The organism is Frankia sp. AvcI1, assembly GCF_001420875.1.
GTDB lineage: Bacteria > Actinomycetota > Actinomycetes > Frankiales > Frankiaceae > Frankia > Frankia alni.
In genome coordinates, this window is the sequence record NZ_LJFZ01000014.1 from 123,184 (window position 1) to 140,307 (window position 17,124).

General features: G+C 72.2%; 4 protein-coding genes and 17 pseudogenes. 6 read left to right on the plus strand and 15 right to left on the minus strand.

The genetic code is table 11. From position 1 onward, the window contains the following. Window positions 1-35: 35 nt before the first annotated feature. Window positions 36-3,839, minus strand: a pseudogene (locus tag UK94_RS76125) (AAA domain-containing protein); the annotation flags it as partial. A 1,676-nt stretch (window positions 3,840-5,515) separates the two neighbouring features. On the opposite strand from UK94_RS76125, the pseudogene UK94_RS54335 reads away from it, so the two are divergent. From UK94_RS54335 to UK94_RS74080, 6 pseudogenes are all read left to right on the plus strand, one after another. Continuing rightward, window positions 5,516-5,799, plus strand: a pseudogene (locus tag UK94_RS54335) (ATP-dependent 6-phosphofructokinase); the annotation flags it as partial. 1 nt (window position 5,800) lies between these two features. Beyond that, window positions 5,801-6,853, plus strand: a pseudogene (locus UK94_RS16175) (ATP-dependent 6-phosphofructokinase); the annotation flags it as partial. 491 nt (window positions 6,854-7,344) lie between these two features. After that, window positions 7,345-8,309 (plus strand): annotated as a pseudogene (locus UK94_RS54340) (FAD-dependent oxidoreductase); the annotation flags it as partial. 1 nt (window position 8,310) lies between these two features. Further along, window positions 8,311-8,599 (plus strand): annotated as a pseudogene (locus UK94_RS54345) (FAD-binding protein); the annotation flags it as partial. A 1-nt stretch (window position 8,600) separates the two neighbouring features. Further along, window positions 8,601-8,872 (plus strand): annotated as a pseudogene (locus UK94_RS54350) (FAD-binding protein); the annotation flags it as partial. Between the two features lies 1 nt (window position 8,873). Beyond that, window positions 8,874-8,979 (plus strand): annotated as a pseudogene (locus UK94_RS74080) (hypothetical protein); the annotation flags it as partial. A 56-nt stretch (window positions 8,980-9,035) separates the two neighbouring features. Here UK94_RS74080 and UK94_RS16185 read toward each other — a convergent pair. The 14 genes and pseudogenes from UK94_RS16185 to UK94_RS54385 all read right to left on the minus strand — a co-directional run. Then, complete coding sequence (locus UK94_RS16185; RefSeq protein WP_011605495.1) at window positions 9,036-9,515, minus strand: nuclear transport factor 2 family protein; 480 nt, start codon at window positions 9,513-9,515, stop codon at window positions 9,036-9,038. 260 nt (window positions 9,516-9,775) lie between these two features. Continuing rightward, window positions 9,776-9,979, minus strand: a complete 204-nt coding sequence (locus UK94_RS16190; protein ID WP_011605494.1) for a hypothetical protein — start codon at window positions 9,977-9,979, stop codon at window positions 9,776-9,778. Continuing rightward, window positions 9,972-10,670 (minus strand): zeta toxin family protein (locus UK94_RS54355; RefSeq protein ID WP_235488229.1); only part of this gene is annotated, 699 nt, incomplete at its 5' end. The genes UK94_RS16190 and UK94_RS54355, both read right to left, overlap by 8 nt. Window positions 10,671-11,772: 1,102 nt before the next feature. Beyond that, a pseudogene (locus UK94_RS74085) lies at window positions 11,773-11,934 on the minus strand (N-acetyltransferase); the annotation flags it as partial. 1 nt (window position 11,935) lies between these two features. Then, window positions 11,936-12,717, minus strand: a pseudogene (locus tag UK94_RS16205) (GNAT family protein); the annotation flags it as partial. A gap of 85 nt (window positions 12,718-12,802) precedes the next feature. After that, window positions 12,803-12,979, minus strand: a pseudogene (locus UK94_RS54360) (carbohydrate ABC transporter permease); the annotation flags it as partial. Window position 12,980: 1 nt separating this feature from the next. After that, window positions 12,981-13,624: pseudogene (locus tag UK94_RS16210) on the minus strand (carbohydrate ABC transporter permease); the annotation flags it as partial. Between the two features lie 84 nt (window positions 13,625-13,708). Beyond that, window positions 13,709-13,923 (minus strand): annotated as a pseudogene (locus UK94_RS54365) (sugar ABC transporter permease); the annotation flags it as partial. A gap of 1 nt (window position 13,924) precedes the next feature. Beyond that, window positions 13,925-14,229, minus strand: a pseudogene (locus UK94_RS54370) (ABC transporter permease subunit); the annotation flags it as partial. Between the two features lies 1 nt (window position 14,230). After that, a pseudogene (locus UK94_RS54375) lies at window positions 14,231-14,629 on the minus strand (sugar ABC transporter permease); the annotation flags it as partial. Window positions 14,630-14,801: 172 nt separating this feature from the next. Beyond that, window positions 14,802-15,728: a metallophosphoesterase gene (locus UK94_RS16220; RefSeq protein WP_055750545.1), complete on the minus strand. Its 927-nt coding sequence runs from the start codon at window positions 15,726-15,728 to the stop codon at window positions 14,802-14,804. A 159-nt stretch (window positions 15,729-15,887) separates the two neighbouring features. After that, a pseudogene (locus UK94_RS74090) lies at window positions 15,888-15,984 on the minus strand (hypothetical protein); the annotation flags it as partial. Window position 15,985: 1 nt separating this feature from the next. Next, window positions 15,986-16,240: pseudogene (locus UK94_RS54380) on the minus strand (extracellular solute-binding protein); the annotation flags it as partial. 1 nt (window position 16,241) lies between these two features. Next, window positions 16,242-17,122, minus strand: a pseudogene (locus UK94_RS54385) (extracellular solute-binding protein); the annotation flags it as partial. Window positions 17,123-17,124: the final 2 nt, after the last annotated feature.

Sequence of the window (17,124 nt, forward strand, 5' to 3'; positions counted from 1 at the left end):
CCGACGGCCTCCGGGCTCGTCTGGGCGTCGTCGCNGACGACCACGGCGCGCCGGCCCAGGCTGAGCACGCCGAGGGAGAGGATGTCGCACTGGCTGGACTCGTCGACGATGACGACGTCGAAGAGGTCGTCGGATCCCGGGTCGAAGCTCTCCATCACCCGATACGTCGGCATGATCCACACGGGTACGGCGCCCATCGCGGCGCGCATGTGGGCGCGGGCCTGCGCCCGCCAGTGCGGGGCGTACTTCCCGGTGCCCTTCCCCAGCCGGTCGAGGGCCTGCACCCAGCCGGTGAGCGCGCGGCGCTGCGGATCCCCGAGCCGGGTCGCGAGCCCGAGGCGGGCGGCCCGGCGGGCGGTGTCGAGCACGAGCCGGCGGGCCTGCTCGGAGGCGTCGCCGAGCTGGCGGCCGAGCAGCGCGAGATCGCCGTCGGCATGCAGGTCGTCGAGCCAGGTCTGGGCCTGCCGCCAGCGCCACGCCGCCGCGGCCCGCGCCGGGTCACCACCGGCCGCGGCGGCCGCGTCGCCGGGGCGGTCGAGGATGGCGTCGGTCCACAGCGGCGCGACCGCACGCAACCGCTCCGCCAGGCGCGTGCGCGCGGCCGCGTCGGGACGCAGCGCGGCCAGCCGGGTGGCCGCGCCGAGCAGCGCATCCCAGGCGGCGAGGTCGCGGCGGGTCAGCGCCTGCTGCAGCTCGCCCCACAGCCGGCCGGCCCGTGGGCTGCGGCCACCGTCGTCGAGGGTCCGTGCGAGCGCCGCGAGCCGCTCGGTGACCTCCTGTTCGCGGCGGCGGCCGGCCGCGGCGGCGAGCAGGTCGGCCAGCCGGGACAGCGCGGCCGGATCACTGCCGTCACCGGCGCCGGGGGCCACGGCGCGCAGCCGTGCGGCGAGCTCCGGGCGACCCCGCCGTTCCCAGTCGACGGCGTCGGCGAGGTCTCGGGCAACTGCGTCCAGCCGGGTCAGGACGTCGAGTGCACCGGCCTGCACGGGTTCGCCGCCGAGGGCGGCGGCGATCGCGCCCTGGCGGGACACCGTGGCGGCCAGCGCCTGACGGCGGCGCACCTCGGCTTCGGCGACGGCCACGTCGTCCGCGGTGTGCGGGACGAGCCCGTCGACGCGGACCGCGTCGCGCAGCTCCCGCAGCTCCCGCCCGCCGAGCCGCGGCACCCCGCGCCCGGCGGCGTAACGCTCGCGCAGCTCCCCGAGCAGGCGCAGGTGCACCCGCGGGTCGCCGTCGGGCACCTCGACCGGGCGGCCGAAGGTCCGCGCGGTGAGCCCGCGCAGCCGCGTGACCTCGGCCGCCAGCTCCGCGGCCTGCGCGGCCCAGAACTCGGCCTGCGCGTCGGAGTCGGCGCACTGCGCCCGCGCGGCGGTGAGCCAGCCGGCCGAAAGCCGCCGCGCCCGCTCGGCGCCATCGCGGGCGTCGTCCACCAGCGCCTGCGCCCCGGCGTCGCCGAGGGCGTCGAGTGCGGTGACCGACAGGCCCGCCAGCTCCAGGTCGGCGAGGCCGTCGCGGACCTCGTCGAGTTCGGCATACAGCCGCGCCAGGGCGACCGCGTCCGGCAGCGCGGCGGCGTCGGGCTGCTCCTGGGCGAGCGCGCGGGCGTCGGCGGGGCCGATCTCGCGCGCCGTGCGGTAGAGCAGCGCGAGCTCCGCCGGGTCCAGCGGCAGCGCCCGGGTCGGGTCGAGCCGGTCGGGGATGAACGACAGTTCGCCGTCCCGCTCGGCGAGCCACGCCGCCACCGCGGGGGCCCGTTCCCGCCCGTGCGGCAGCTCGAACTCGCGGGCCTGGGCCGCCAGCAGGTCGATCATGCGCAGTTCGAGAGTGCGGGCGTGGGCGCGGGCCGCGTCGAGCTCCTCGGCGAGCGCCTTGACGGCCGCGGTCTCCCGCGCGGGGTCGACGTCGCTGAGCGCCCCGGAGATCTCCACCACGGCGGCACGCAGCTCGTCGAGGTCGGCGCGGCTTGACCCCAGCACGGCGACGCTCAGGTCGCGCAGCTCCGGCGGAATCTTGGCGCGCAGGACGCCGAGGGCCTGCTCGTCCTGCGCGGTGACGAGCACGCGCTGCCCGTGCGCGACGAGATGGCAGATCAGGTTCGCGATGGTGTGGCTCTTGCCGGTGCCCGGCGGGCCCTGCACGGTCACGCCGCGGGAAACCGCGAGCTGGCGGGCGATCCGTTCCTGGTCGGCGTTGGCCGTCAGCGGCATGAGCAGCCGCTCGCCCAGGCCACCGGAGGCGTCGACACCGAGGCCCGGCGCCGCGCCCGGACCGCCGCGGTCCCAGCGACCCGGGCCGGACGGTGGCCCGTCACCAGCGCCAGCGCCGTCGCCGCCGAGGGCCTCGGCGACGAGCGCCTCCTCGGCGACGACCGCCGCGATCGCCTCGGGAATGACGTCGCGTTCGGTGAGGGCGGTGCGCAGGTCACCGTAGAACTGCGCCTGCAGGGCGGGCCGCGGCCGCGCGTACAGCACCCAGGTGTCGACGAGGACGGGCGCCGCACCGGGCGACGGCAGGACCGGCCCCTCGACGAGGCGGGCGTCCAGCCCGAGCGGCGCGATGATCTGGCGGAACACCTCCGCGCGGCCGGGGGCGTCCCATGGATCCACCGGCGCGCCGCGCAGCCGGTCGCGCAGGGCGGAGAGTTCGTCGAGGCCGGGCAGCCCGAGGCCGTGCAGCGGCTCGGTCTCCAGGCTCGTCGGCCCGTCGGGATGCAGGCGGATGACGCCGGAGTCGGGATCGAGCGTCGCCACCATCCGCGTGACGAGCAGCGGATGGCTGATCACGGCGTCGCCGACCCGCCAGCACAGCACGCCGTGCCCCCACACGAGCTCGGTGGTGGCGTCGTCGCGCTGCAGGGCCAGCCGCAGGTCGAACAGGCGCTGGTAGAGCGCGCGGGCATCCCGCGCCGCCCGCGCCCCCGGCGCCCAGGGCCGCCAGACGTCACGCACCCAGGCGTCCAGCAACGCGGCCCGCGGATCGGGCGGCTCAGATTCGGGCGTCGGATCCGTCAGCGAGGCCGCGGCATCGCCGTGCCGCGTGGCCGGCTCCGCGAGCACCGCCGCCTGCACCGGGACACCGGCGCCTGTATCGACGCCGGTCGCGACGTTCGGGCCGGTGCCGTCGGGCCTGCTGGGCCTGGCGGGGGGAGCGGGGGAGGGGAGCGTGGGTGGCGCGTCCGGATTCACCCCGGTGGACGTGAGGATGGCGTCGAGCGCGCGTGGCCAGGCCGGTGGCCGGGGCGGCGCCGTCCGGTCGATGTCCAGCCAGGAGTCGCGCCGGGCCGTCGGGCCGAGGCGGACGTCCGCGTGCGTGGGCACGGCGGCCGGGCCGATCGGGGCGGGGGAGTAGTCGGCGAGCTGGCGGCGGGGGGCGCCACGCCGTTCGGCGGCGAGCGCGGCAAGATAGTCCAACAGCCGAAGCGACCGGCTGCGCACCTGGTCACGGGCGGACAACGGACATCGGCTCCTCGGGCGGACAAGCGGGGTCAGGGCGCGGCGGCCACGGGCCGGCTGTAGGTCTGTGCCTCCGCCTGAGGCGACACTACGGCCTGCGTCCGACAACACCGCCGGTTTCCCGATCGCCGAGGCGGCATCACCTCCCGCCGTACCGCTGCGATTCCCAGGCCGACCTCGTGTTTCGCCGAGCGGGCCGACTCCCGGTGAGACGGTCGTCCTGGACGAGCACGTCGGTCCCGGCCTCAATGATCCAGGTTTTCCGCGGAACACTGCACCACGCGTCCGGGCTCGGATTTCTGGGGAGCGCGATCGGGGAGGTCCGATTCTGGGACTGCTCACCATCGGGGATCGCGAGCCCGGCGACGAGAGCCCGCTGGCGTCCATCACGGTCTGGGATCTGCGGAGCGGGGCGNGGACGGGGTCGTTCGACGGGCATGNGGGCGGGGTGACGGCGTTNGCGGTCAGTGGTGATCAGACGATGCTCGCGTCCGTGGACGGGGCGAACGTGGTGCGGGTGTTCGATCTGCGCTCGGCCGAGTGGGTCGCCGCCCTGCGAGTCCAGGGGCGGGTCGATGCCTGCGGCTGGCTCGGCGAGTCCGGGGTGCGCAGTGTGTGGACGTTTGGCCAGGGCGGCCTGCGTCTGTGGCGTCTCGATGGACCGGGCTGAGGGCCCGGCTGCGGGCCTTGGACACGCCAGGATTGTTGGGATCGAGGTCGTGCTGGTTCCGCGGAACACCATGATCCACTACATGTCGCGGCGTGGGAGGAGGCGGCGCCGAGGGCGGTGGAAAGGCGGAGTAGTTCCCTGCCCGCCGCTCTTCGCGAGATGAGGTCCGGGCACGGCGCGGCGGTCGGTCCCCACCGACACGCTCGCCATCGCGTCGGTGGCCGCCGCGCCGTGCCTGGTTGGCTCCGACCCGATCCCTCCGCGGGTCGCAGCCGTCTGCGTCGGGTGACGCCGCATCCTTGACCGCTGGTCCGTGGCGGACCGACGGTGGTGCGACGATCCCGAGTCCGGTGTCAGCCTGTGGCGCCCCCGTGGTCGGCGTGAGCGTGGTTTGAGCTTCCCGGATCGGCCGGCGGTGGGGCAGGGGCGACCGGACCGCATCCAGGGCGCCGAAAGGCCGCCGCCACACCGGTCCGATCGACCCCCGCGGAGGGGTCCGACGTCCCGTCGCCGAGCGGGACCACCCCGTTCCTCGGCGACGTCGCTCTGCCGTCCGACCCTCGCTCTGAGGTCCGACTGTCGTGCTGATGTCCGGCGACGACGCTGCCCGGACGGGTGGTGAGGCGACGACACCGTGGGGTGTGATCCGGGCGGCTCGGTGGAACGGGGGGCGCGGCCGGCCGAGGAGAACGCCCGTGTCCGGCAGATGCCAGCCGGATCGCCACGGGTCGTCGCCGTCATCTTCCTGACATGCCTCGGTGACGCCCGGCGGACCGCGAATCAGACAACTATTGCAGCGAATGGTCTCGAGACACGGCATTCCGGGTACGGCCCGATCGGACGGACGAAACGGTGGCAGGGCAGGAAGGTCCACCGACGGGGCGGTCGGAGAACGGGCCAGTCGGCAGACGGGACGGCCCGCGGACGGGGTGACAGGCGGGCCCGAGCTGTTCTGCGCCGATGCTGGTGGCGCCGGCTCCGACTGCCCGGCGGGCACCGCGAGCAGGGCGATCGCGCTCCGACCTGCGCGCGGGGCCGGGCCGGGTTCGCGCAGGTCCGGCCACTCGGACGGCCCTCGCACCCGTGGGGGACGGCCGTCGGCGCCGGCTCGGGCGGCCGGCTCGCAGGCGGGCACAGAGGTGTCCGCCGGGGACAAGTACGGGGTGGGTTCGGCGGGCGTTTCGCCGGTTTCCGGGCGATGAAGCGCATGTTTCGGTCCGCTGGTGGCCGGGTTGACCCGGCGATGCCCCCGTGACGGCTGGTTTGGCCCGGTAGTCTCGGTCTGGCAGAACTGGGTTGATCGGCGGCGTCCGTCGCCGGGCCGCCCGGGGTATGTATGGAGCGAAGTCGCCAAGAGACGAAGCGCCGAGTGAGACGTGAGGGCCGGGCAACGGTGGGTGCGCCACTGCTTGTGGATAATGCCGATCTGTCGGTGAAGACCCTGGGGGCCTGCCGGATAGATTCTCCTCTTATGCCCCTGTTGGGGGAACGGCCGACGACACAGCATTACATCGACGAGGCGGACAAGGTCCTCTACGACGACACCACGTCGATGATCGCCGCCCGGGAGGTCGACCTCGCCGAGCTACCGGGGTTCGAGCCGGCCGGCCCGCGCCGGAAGATCTACTTCGACCCGTCCAAGACCCGGGTCGGCATCGTCACCTGCGGCGGTCTGTGNCCCGGGCTGAACAACGTCATCCGCGGGCTGGTGCTGGAGCTGACCTCGCACTACCGCGTCCGGCGGATCTTCGGATTCCGCAACGGATACCAGGGCTTCATCGCCCGCTACGGCCACGACGTCGTCGATCTGACCCCGGAGAGCGTCGCGAACATCGACGACGACGGCGGGACGATTCTCGGCAGCTCCCGCGGCCAGCAGGACCCCGGCGAGATCGTCGACTGTCTCTCCCGCATGAACATCAACATTCTGTTCGTCATCGGCGGGGACGGCACCCTGCGGGGCGCCAAGGAAATCTCCCGTGTGGCCACCGAACGCGGCGAGAAGATCGCCGTCGTCGGCATCCCGAAGACGATCGACAACGATATCCCCTACATCGATCAGAGCTTTGGCTTTCAGACCGCCTTCGGCAAGGCGGCCGAGTCGATCCGTGTTGCGCATGCCGAGGCGACGTCCGCTCCCGGTGGCATGGGCGTGGTCCGCCTGATGGGCCGGCATTCCGGCTTCATCGCCTGTTACGCGACCCTGGCGAAGAGCAACGCCGACGTCGTGCTCATCCCGGAGCTGCCGTTCAAGCTGGAGGGCGAGGGCGGCCTGCTGAACTACCTGCGCCGCCGCGTGGTCGAGCGCGGGCACGCGGTCGTCGTCGTCGCGGAGGGCGCCGGCCAGGAGCTCATCACCGACCAGCCCGAGGGCTCCGACGCGTCGGGCAACCGCAAGCTGCACGACGTCGGTCCGGTGCTCTCCCGCCGGATCACCGAACACTTCGCCAACGAGGGCGTCGAGCTGAACCTGAAGTACATCGACCCCAGCTACCTGATCCGCAGCGTCCCGGCCAACCCGTACGACAACGTCTACACGATCCGGCTCGCTCATGCCGCCGTGCACGCCGCGATGTCCGGGCGCACCGAGATGGTCGTCGGCCGCTGGCGCCGCCGCTTCATCCACATTCCGATCGCCCTCGCCGTCAGCCAGCGTAACCAGGTCGACCCCGCCGGCGACCTGTGGATGTCCGTCCTCGAAGCCACCGGCCAGCCCCCCCACTTCGAGTAGCCTCCGACGTCCTTGCCTGTCCAGAGGGACGAATCGGACATGAAACCCTCTGGAAGGNCAGGGCTGCTGCGTGGCCGGGGGGCCGTCGCAGCGATNAGCGCGCCGCCTTCCACGGGCCGCGGTCGCGCTCGCGGGTGAGGCGTGGAACTCCCGTCCCGCCGGCTCCACCTGAACCGGCCCGGGCCAGGCCGGTCATCTGTTTCTGACATTCGAGCCACGCACGGGGAGTCGCGCCCTCCGCTGATCACCTGGGCACTCGACGCCAGCGGCACGCAGACCGGACGTGCCTGGGTCGTCGCGGGTTGCCCGCTTCTGACAGCGCGGTTATGTTCAGGATGCTCTATTCCTCTCCCCGACGGGGGCGTACCCCGCCGGCCGNCCCCGGGCTGCGTGCCTCCGAGGACCTTCGTGGGCCTCTGACGATCCGCGTGCCACGGGGCGGCGACGGCGCCGCCGCCGCACGAGGACGCTGACGCAGAGCCGCGATGACNAGGAGCTACATGGACACGACCCCCACCTCCTGGGACGAGACCACCGATGTCGTCGTGGTGGGCACCGGCGCCGCCGGGCTCACCGCGGCGGTCCGCGCCGCCGACGCCGGGGCGCGCGTGCTGGTGCTGGAGAAGACCGGCGTCGTCGGGGGCAGCACGTCGGTCTCGGCGGGGATCGTGTGGGTGCCGCTGAACTCCCACCAGGCCGAGTTCGACATCTCCGACACCCGGGAGGAGGCGCTCGCCTACATCCGCCGCCTCTCCGGCCGGGTGGCCGACCCCGAGCTGCTCGAGCTGTGCGTGGACCGGGGCGCGGAGATGCTCGAGTACATCGAGACGCACACCCCGCTGAAGATGACGACCATGGCGAAGTACCCCGACTACTACGCCGCCTACGACATCCCGGGGAAGAAGTACGGCGGGCGCTCGTGTGAGCCGCTGCCCTTCCCCGTGGGTGAGCTGCTCCCGGACTGGGCCGCCCGCATCCAGACCAAGGTGGCCGTGCGTGGTCAGGTGGCCCGCAACATGCTCGCCGAGGACATCGGGCAGCGCGAGCGCACCCCGGAGGAGCTGGAGCGGCGCAACCGCGAGGACGTCCGCACGAAGGGCAGCGCCATCGTCGCGGGCCTGCTGCGCGGGGTCCTCGATCGCGGCGTCGAGGTGCGCATGCAGACCCGCGCCGAGCAGCTCCTCGGCGAGGACGGCGTCGTGCGCGGGATCCGGGTCACCGCCGCGGACGGCACGACCTCCACCATCGAGACCAGGCGCGGCGTCGTGCTCGCCAGCGGCGGGTTCGAGTGGAACCGCGAGCTCGTGTCCGCGTTCATCGGCTTCGAGCTCTACCCGATCAGCCCCCAGCACGCGACCGGTGACGGGCAGATCATGGGCATGGAGGCCGGGGCGCTGCTCGGCAACATGCACTCGTTCTGGGGTTCCGGCGCGATGATGGACCCGACCGACCTCACNCTTGGCGTCCCGCTGCCGACCTTCGACGACGCCCGGGCGGCCGGCGGCACCATCATCGTCAACTCGCACGGCGACCGGTTCGTCAACGAGGCCCAGCCGTACCACGACTTCGCCCACGCCTTCGGCGAGTTCGACGCGACGACCATCGACTTCCCGAACGAGATCGCGTGGATGGTCTTCGACGAGGGTGTCCGCTCGCGCAAGCAGATCCTGTCGTTCAAGCCCGGCGACCCCATCCCCGACTGGGTCGTCACCGGCGAGACCATCGCCGAACTCGGCGAGAAGCTGGNCATCGACGCCGACCACCTCACCGAGACCGTCGCCGAGTTCAACAAGTACGCGGCCGACGGCGTCGACCCGCGCTTCGACCGGCCGCGCGGCATGACCGGCTCCAAGATCCGTCCCGTCGACCGCGCCCCGTACTACGCCGTGCGCATCTACCCGGGAACGCTGGGCACCAACGGCGGCCTGCGCACGGACGTCAACGGCCAGGTCCGCCGCGCGCGCGGCGGGGTCATCGAGGGCCTGTACGCGGCGGGCAACGCCGCGGCGAGCCCGCTCGNCTGGGGCTACCCCGGCGGCGGCACCACGCTGTGGACGGGCATGACCATGGCCTACGTGGCCGGCGAGCAGGTCGCCCACAGCCGCGCCCCCGTCGGCGTGGCCTGACCAGATCGGCATGGGGCCGGGTCCGCACCGCGGGCCCGGCCTCGCCGCGTGCGGGGTCAGTTCGCCGAGGGGACGCTCCCCGAGAGGCCGCTCGTCGGGGGATCGTTCATCGAGTCGGCGTCGAAGAAGGTGCGCAGGCTGCGGATGAGACCGGCGTCGTCGAACACGAAGTGCGTCGTCACGACGTTCTCGAGCCCGCCTCGGGCGCCGGCGTCGATCACCGACAGCGTCGTGGCCACCGCCTCGTTGCCGACCACCGCGACGCGGTCGAGCCGGAACGAGACCGACCAGTCCGGGGGGATGCCCTCGACGAAGAACCGGTGCAGGGCGTCGGCACCGCGGGCGACGACGTACCCGGCCGGATCCTCCACGAGGCAGTCGTCGCTGAACAGCGCCTCGCGGCCCGCGACGTCACCCGCCGCGTAGCTGGCGTAGTACGCGGCGATCCGCGCACGAGCGTCCGCCGGGCTGATGGTGGCCGGTACCGACGACACGAGCCTGGCCAGCAGCCGACCCGTGGAACCCTGGGCGGTCATGCGGCCACCGTCGACGGTCCCGCGATCGTGTCATCGTTGATCCACGCCATGCGCACCTGCACATCCCTTCGACGCGTTCACCCTGAACGTCCCCGCTCACGCGGCATCTCCACCTTGCACCACCGGCGCCTCACGGGCACGCCGGGCGACGTGGGGATCTGCTGCGAACCGGGTGGTCGACGAACGGGATGGTGCATCACCGTGCAGGCGCGCCCGTCCGCTGGCCGCGCGGGAGTCGGGCCCGCGCCCGGCGGGGCCCGTCACGGGTCGATGTAACGGTCGATCCACACCGCCGGTTCGTCGTCGCCGAAGAGCCGCCGCCGCTCGTCCTCGTCCTGCTGGCGTTCCTGCTCCCGGATCTTCTCGACGGTCTCCGGCGAGAACTTCGTGAATCCCCGAATTTTCTCGTTGTGCTCACGGTCCAGGCGGGCCTGGTACTCTTCGTCGGTCTCCTCGTCAGGCATGGTCATCTCCTTCCACGACGGTCTTCGGTTCCGCGACTGCGATGTCCCGGGGCGGCTGGTCATGAGCTGCCGTGGAGTGCGGACCGGCGTCGCCGTACAACGAGGCTGGACCGGTGGCGGCCGGGTTGATGTCCCGCTTGCGAAGAAAGTTCTGCCAGCCGGTCTGATCGACGATCGTGAACTCCCCGCCGAGCTCCTTCACTGCGATGACCTTCTCGTCGCCGTTCGTGTCGAAGAGGACGGCGGTGTCCACGCGGTCGATGTACCGGTCGAAGGCCTCCGCGAATCCGCGGTGCGCCGCGAGGAGCCGGTCGACCGGTACGTACCGGCCGGTCTCCTCGCCTCGGGCCATCGCGCGTTGGATGGCGGTCTCCACGTCCGCGATCGCGCCATAGAGGTGAACCTGGTATCCGCGCGCCTTCGCGGCGTCGATACGGGCGATCCCCTTCTCCGCGTCGGCGAGAACGCTGTCGAAGATGATGTCGACCCCGCGGTCCAGCGCCTCGGCGAATGCCTGCCTGGTGAGCGTGCTGCTCTCCTCGTGGACGACGTCCGCAGCGCGCGGATCACGCAGCTTTCTGATCTCCTCGAACTCCGGAATGCGCCTCTTGACGTCGTCGGGGTCCAGGCGCACCACGTTCTCCGCCGGCAGGATGGTCTTCTCGGTGAGTCCCGCGGCCAACCGGCTCTTNCCGGATCCTCCACCGCCACCCAGCAGGTAGAGGGCGGGCCGACCCCGTTCCGGGGGCTGGACGTCGCCCAGGAGATCCGTCACGATCTTCTGTCGCAGTGCGAGGCGTTCCGGACTGTTGTCGGTGTCCCGCGGCGTCAGGCGCGGATCGTCGCGCTCCAGTGCTGGTGGTGCCTCTCGTGCCGCCCATCGCACCGCTGATCGGGCATCCGGGGCCGTCGCTCTCTCGGTCGGCGCCCGGGGTGTGGTGTCGGCACGGGCATCGGTGTGGGTCGACGCTGCGGTCCCGGAGTACTCTCCGCGGCCGGACGAGTCTCTCTGGGCGGGGGGCGCCCCGCCGCGGGATTCGATGTCCGCATTCTCGCCGGTTGAATGTTTGCCGGGCGGCCGCTTTTCGCCGCCGGGCGTTCGATTGCCGCGCTCCGTTGTCTCCTCTGGTGCGGCGGCCTGGTCAGGCTGCCCGTCACCGGCTGGACGAGCGGCCGCACGAGCCGGATCGAGGAGGCTGAGTTTGCGGTCGAGCTGCAGGCGCCTGTCCTGGTCGCGGGTACGTGGCGCGTCGCCCGTCTCTACCTGTTCAGCGGCGTTTTCGGCGCGGTGGATCTCGGCGGGAGTCATCGCGGCGGTCTGGCCGAGTATGGAAGTGTCATGCATTTCCCCCGGGGCAAGCATCAGCCCATTGATGCAACCGGGAGACCATAACTCTTTTGGCGGCACGGAGAAACCGATACCGTCATCTTCGTAGTCGTCGATCTTCAAAGACTCGGTGGCGACTCCGTTGCGTAACTCCGGTCGCCATTGGACGTGAAGCATTCACGCCCATCGGGTCGGGCGCCGGCCGGCTGTGTGGATCTGCGGGAGGAATACCGGGATTCGAGGGGCGCCTCGGGGCTCGAGGATCGCGGAAACTCCTGCTCGGCGGCATCCTCGATCTTTGTGTGGACCGAGTGCTGGCCGGCCGTCGATGGTGCACACGACTGGTGGCGATCTGCTGACAGCACCGGTCCAACCGCCTCCCTCCCCGGGGAGGGAGGCGGTCCTTCCGTGGGATATTGACTACACTCGGTAGTCCCCAGTAAGGGTGGGTGNCGGGGTTGCGGGATCAGGGGCGTGTCAGCCGGGCGATCAGGGCGGCTCGTACGACGGGCCACTCGGCGCGGACGATCGAGTAGTAGGCCGAGTCGCGGGCCGTGCCGTCGGAGGCGAGTACGTGGGCGCGGCGGATGCCCTCGAAGCGGGCGCCGAGCCGTTCGATCGCCGCGCGNGAGCGGGCGTTGCGTGCGTCGGTCTTCAGGCACACCCGCAGCGCGGCCCACGCGTCGAAGGCGTGGCCGAGAAGCAGCAGCTTCGCCTCGGTGTTGACCGCGGTGCGTTGCGCCGACGCCGCCAGCCACGTCCAGCCGATCTCCGCCACCGACGGCAGCTCGTCCGACGACGGCGGCGCCCCGGCGGGTCTCGCCGCAGCCGCGCCGCCGGCCGGGGTCGTCGACGTGACGGTCGTCGTCGTGGTGGTCGTGGTGGTCGTGGTGGTGATCGAGGTGTGGGCGGCCGTGGTTCCGTCCGAGGTCGTCGCCCAGTGGAACGAGGTCGTTCGCTCCGCCCCGTCGGTCGGGTCCGCGCCGGCCGGGTTCGCGCCGGCAGGGTTCGTCGCCGGCCGCCAGAAGCCGAGGTCGAGGAAACGGGTGGCGCCCACGATCCGGCCGGCGCTACCGGAATCAGCGCTACCGGAATCAGCGCTGCCGGAATCAGCGCTGCCGGAATCAGCGCTGCCGGAATCGGCGCCGCCGGTACCCGCGGTGCCGGGGCCGGCGGGCCGCTCCCGGAGCACGAACGGGACCGCCAGGCCGCGCTCGCGTTCCGCGATGGCCGTCGCCACGTACCGGGCCATCGCCTCCGGGGTCGCCGGGACGTCGGTGAAGCCGTAGGTCCGCCGGTTCTCGGTGGCGGCGCGGACCAGACCGTCGACGTGGCCGGCGTGCATCGGTTCCAGCCGCACGCTGCCGCCGGCAAGTGTCGGCATGGTCCAGTCGGGGGGTGTGCCAGGCATGGCGCCAGCATGGCGGTAGTCCGTCCGGGCCCACCACAGGTTTTCGAGCGTTCCGGTCTTCGGGCGTTGCGGATCCCGGGCGTTCTCAGCGCAGCCCGGAGCGGACGAAGGCGTCGATGACCTGGCGCTGCATGGCGAGGTACAGCGCGAACACCGGCAGGCAGGCCAGGCCCGAGGCGGCCATCACCGCGCCCCAGTCGTCGCCCTCCTGGGTGAGGAAGCCGCGGATGCCGAGCTGGATCACCGAGTTCGCGCGCTGAAGNACGAGCGCGGGCCAGAAGTACTCGTTCCAGGCGGAGATGAACAGCAGGATCGACAGCGACGCCAACGCCGGGCGGAGGTTCGGCACGACCACCGTCCACAGCGTCGTCCACGACCCGCGTCCGTCGATGCGGGCCGCGTCGAGCAGCTCCCGCGGAAACGCCTGCATGTGCTGGCGGAGCATGAGCACGGCCAGCGCCGAGCACAGGTTCGGCACGATGACGCCCGCGAGCGTGTTCAGCAGGCCCAGGTTCGACAGCACCAGATAGTTGGAGATCATCGTCACCTGGAACGGGATGAGCCACGTCGCCACGAACGCCATGAACAGCACCGTCCGGCCGCGAAACTCCCAGGCGGCGAAGGCGTACCCGGCGAGCAGGCAGACGACGAGCTGGCCGGCGGCGGTGACGACGGCGATGACGAGGGTGTTGCCGAGCAGGCCCACGACGTCCAGGCTGTCGAAGACCTGCCGGTAGTTACCGAGGCTCAGCGGCCAGGGCAGCAACGACTGGTCGAAGGTGTCGCCGCGGCGGCGGAACGAGCTCGCGAACATCCAGTACACCGGGAAGAGGCTGATCAGGCTCACCAGGGCGAGCATGGAATGGCTGGTCGCGGCCCGCAGGCGGGATGTCCGCACGCTGCTCATCGTGTTCGTGTCCTCGGCTCGGCGGGGCAGACGGGTGTCGGTCGGGGCGGCGGACGGGCGTTGGTCGGGGCGGCGCGGCGCCGCTCAGTTGTCGGCGAAGCTGTAGCGGTCGGCGAGTTTCACCAGAATTGCGGCGACGACGGCGAAGATGGCGAAGAACGCGATGCCGGCGGCCGAGGCGAGCCCGGAGTCGAGGCTGCGGAAGCCGTACTCCCAGAGCAGGTAGTAGACGTTCGTGGAGGAGTCCGCGGGCCCGCCCTGGGTGAGCACGTCGAGGAGCGGAAACGTCCACTGGCCGGNCAGCAGCACCGTCATGAGCAGCATGAACAGCAGCGTCGAGCGCAGCAGCGGCAACGTCACCCAGCGGGTCACCTGCCAGCGGGAGGCGCCGTCCATCTCGGCCGCCTCGGCGTAGTCGGCGCTGATGCCGGTCAGGCCGGCCGAGACGACGAGGGTGGCGAAACCGAGGATCTGCCAGGCACAGATGGCGAGGATGGAAAGCAGCGCCGTCCGCTCCTCCCGCAGCCAGTTGTAGGAGCCGAGTCCGAGCGCGTGGTTGACGATTCCCTTGGGGTCCAGCAGCCAGCGCCACACCGCGGCCGTGGNGACCGGCGCCATGAGCATCGGCAGGAAGATCAGTGCACGGTACGTCGACCGCGAGCGGCCGCCCAGGTTCCGGATTCCCAGGGCGACGGCGGTGGGCAGGATGATCGAGAAGGGGATCAGGCCGAGCATGTACCAGAGCGTGTTCGTGGCGGCGCCGCGCAACTGGGGGAGGGTGAACACCCGCCGGTAGTTCTCGAGCCCGACGTAGGTCCGCGGCGAGGTGGGCAGCAGGTTCCAGTGGTAGAAGGAGAGCTGGACGGCCTCGACGATCGGTTTGTACGTCCACAGCACCAGGCAGGCCAGGCCCGGCAGCAGGTAGAGATAGGGCGGCAGGGCGCCGAGCGCCCGCCGGGCGAGCGGCGGGCGGGCCGCCTGGATCCGCCGGGCCGGGAGCGCCACCGCGGCCCCACCGCCGCCGGAGATCCTCGCGGCGCCGGACGGCGCGACTTCGACAAACACGGTCTGGAACTTCCTCTCCGGCAGACGGACGCCACCCCCGTGNGGGGCCCGACCGGGCCACGCACGGGGCTACGCGCTCCCGCGCGCTCGCTGGGCTGTTCTCGCTGGGCTGTTAGAGGGCGGCGTGGGTGGCCTGGGCCGCGTGGGCGGTGTACTCGGCGGCGTGGCGGGTGAGATCGTCCAGGCTCATGTCGTAGAGCACGTCGGCGGGGCCGATCGGCACCGTGGTGGCCACCGCGCCGGTCGGGTAGACGTCGACCCGGGTGTACTCGCCGCCCACCAGCCCCGTCATCCGGTCGGCGGGCCCCACCACCTGGGCCCGGTAGGCGGTGGCACCCGCCACCCACACCGGGACCCCGCCGAGCACGCCCGCCGACGCGTGATGAGCATGCCCGGTCAGCACGATCTTCACGTCGCTGCCGGCGAGGACGGCCGCGAGGCGTTCCGGCTCGGCGAGCAGCAGCGTGTTCACCGCGGCGATCGGGGAGGGCACGGGCGGGTGGTGCAGGGCGAGCACCGTCCCGGCGGGCGCCGGGGTGGCCAGCTCGTCGGCGAGCCAGTCCAGTTGGGCGGTGCTGAGGAGACCGCCGTGCTGGCCCGGCTCGGTGCTGTCGAGCACGACGACCCGCAGGTCGCCGACCCAGCGCGTGTAGTCGTGCGGCTCGGTGGTCGGCTCCACGCCGAGCAGCCCCGCCCGGAACGGGCCCCGCGCGTCGTGGTTGCCCATCCCGTAGAGGACCGGCACCCCCATCCGGGCGGCGACCGGCTCGACCAGCTCCCGCAGCCGCCGGTAGGCCAGCGGATCGCCGCTGTCGGCGAGGTCGCCGGTGAGCAGCAGGACGCCGATCCGCAGCGGGGACGCCTCGAGCTGGGCGAGGACGGCCGCCAGCACGGCGTGGGTGTCGACCTTGTCGTACAGCAGCTCGCCCGGTCGGACGATGTGGGTGTCGCTGATCTGGATCAGGGTGTGGGTGGGCGTGGGGGCGTTCGAGGCGGGCAGGGAGAGCACGGGCGTCCCTTCCGCGGACGTGGCGAGCATGTCCGTCGGGGTCACTTGGGCGGCAGGAGGGNGGTGGCCTGCTTCTGCGCGGCGGCCATCGTGGCGGCGGGGTCCTTGCCGCCGAAGACGGCGCCCTCGACCGCGGACATCATCGTGTCGCTGATCTGCAGGTAGTTGNCGCCGGGGAAGGACTCCCANGGCTGCAGCCGGGTGAGCTGGTCGAGGTTGGGCTTGATGAGCGGGTTCGCCTTCGCCCACGCCTGCAGGCCGTTCGGGTCGTCGATGAGCCCGGTGCNCAGCGGCAGGTAGCCGATCTTCGAGGAGATCTGGGTGTAGGCGTGGTCGCTGGTGAGGAACTTGATCAGTTCCCAGGCGGCGCGCTGCTTGGCCGGGTCCTTGCTGAAGACGGCCAGGCCGGAGCCCGAGTTGGTGGGGACGACCGGCTTCGACCCGAACGACGGCTCCTGCGAGGCACCGAGCTCCCAGTTGTTCGCCCTGGCCCCGGCCATGAACAGCCCCTGCACGGCGCTGGTCTCCAGGATCATCCCGAGNTGCCCGCCGCTGAACGCCTTGAACGCCTGCTGCTGGTCCAGGTTGGGCATGGCGCCGCTGTGGGCCAGGTCGGCCGCGGTCGACACGGCCGCGACGGCCGGCGCGTCGCCGAACGACAGGGTCCGGCCGTCCGCGGACATCACCCGACCCCCCGAGGATCGGACCAGGCTCTGGAAGCACCAGACGGCGGCCTTCGTCAGGCAGTCGACGACGATGCCGTCCCTGCCGGTCCTGGCCTTGATGGCCAGGGCGGCGGTCCTGACGTCGGCCCAGGTCTTCGGCGGGTTGGCCGGATCCAGCCCGGCCTGGGTGAACAGCGTCCTGTTCAGCCAGAGCACCGGGGTGGAGAAGACGTAGGGCACCGCGTAGGTCCTGCCGTTGACGTCGCCGAGGGTGCGCGCGGTGGGGGCGAACGGGTGGGCGCCGCCGAAGTTGGCCTGCACGGCGTCCCGTCCGACCAGGGTGTCCAGGGGCTGGGCGCCGAGGCTGCCGGCGGCGAACCGCAGCGCGTCGAACGTGACCTGGGCGACGTCGGGCGGGCTGCCCGCGAGCACCTGGTTCTTGACGCTGGTGACGTAGTCGCCGTTCGTGGTGCTCTGCGGCGGCTGGCCCTTGACGGTGATGTTGGGATGCGCGGCCTGGAAGTCGCGCAGCAGCCCCTCGATGATCGGCTTCCAGGTGCCCGTGCTGGTGAGGTTGTAGCTCTCGAAGACGATGGAGACCTTCTGGTCGGCGGCGAGTTCGGGGATCGTCGCGGTCGCGCCGGCACCGGCGTTCGCGCTGGACGGCGTCGACGAGGAGGTCGCGCACGCGGAGGCCAGCGCGGCGATCAGCACGAGGCCGGCTGCGGCACGCAGCAGGCGTGGTCGGGCCACGGTCATGC

Bases quoted from the DNA above. Each gene is read 5' to 3' on its own strand.
- UK94_RS16185 (WP_011605495.1), bottom strand. From the start codon at position 9,515: ATGACCGCCCAGGGTTCCACGGGTCGGCTGCTGGCCAGGCTCGTGTCG.
- UK94_RS16190 (WP_011605494.1), bottom strand. From the start codon at position 9,979: ATGCCTGACGAGGAGACCGACGAAGAGTACCAGGCCCGCCTGGACCGT.
- UK94_RS16220 (WP_055750545.1), bottom strand. From the start codon at position 15,728: ATGCTCGCCACGTCCGCGGAAGGGACGCCCGTGCTCTCCCTGCCCGCC.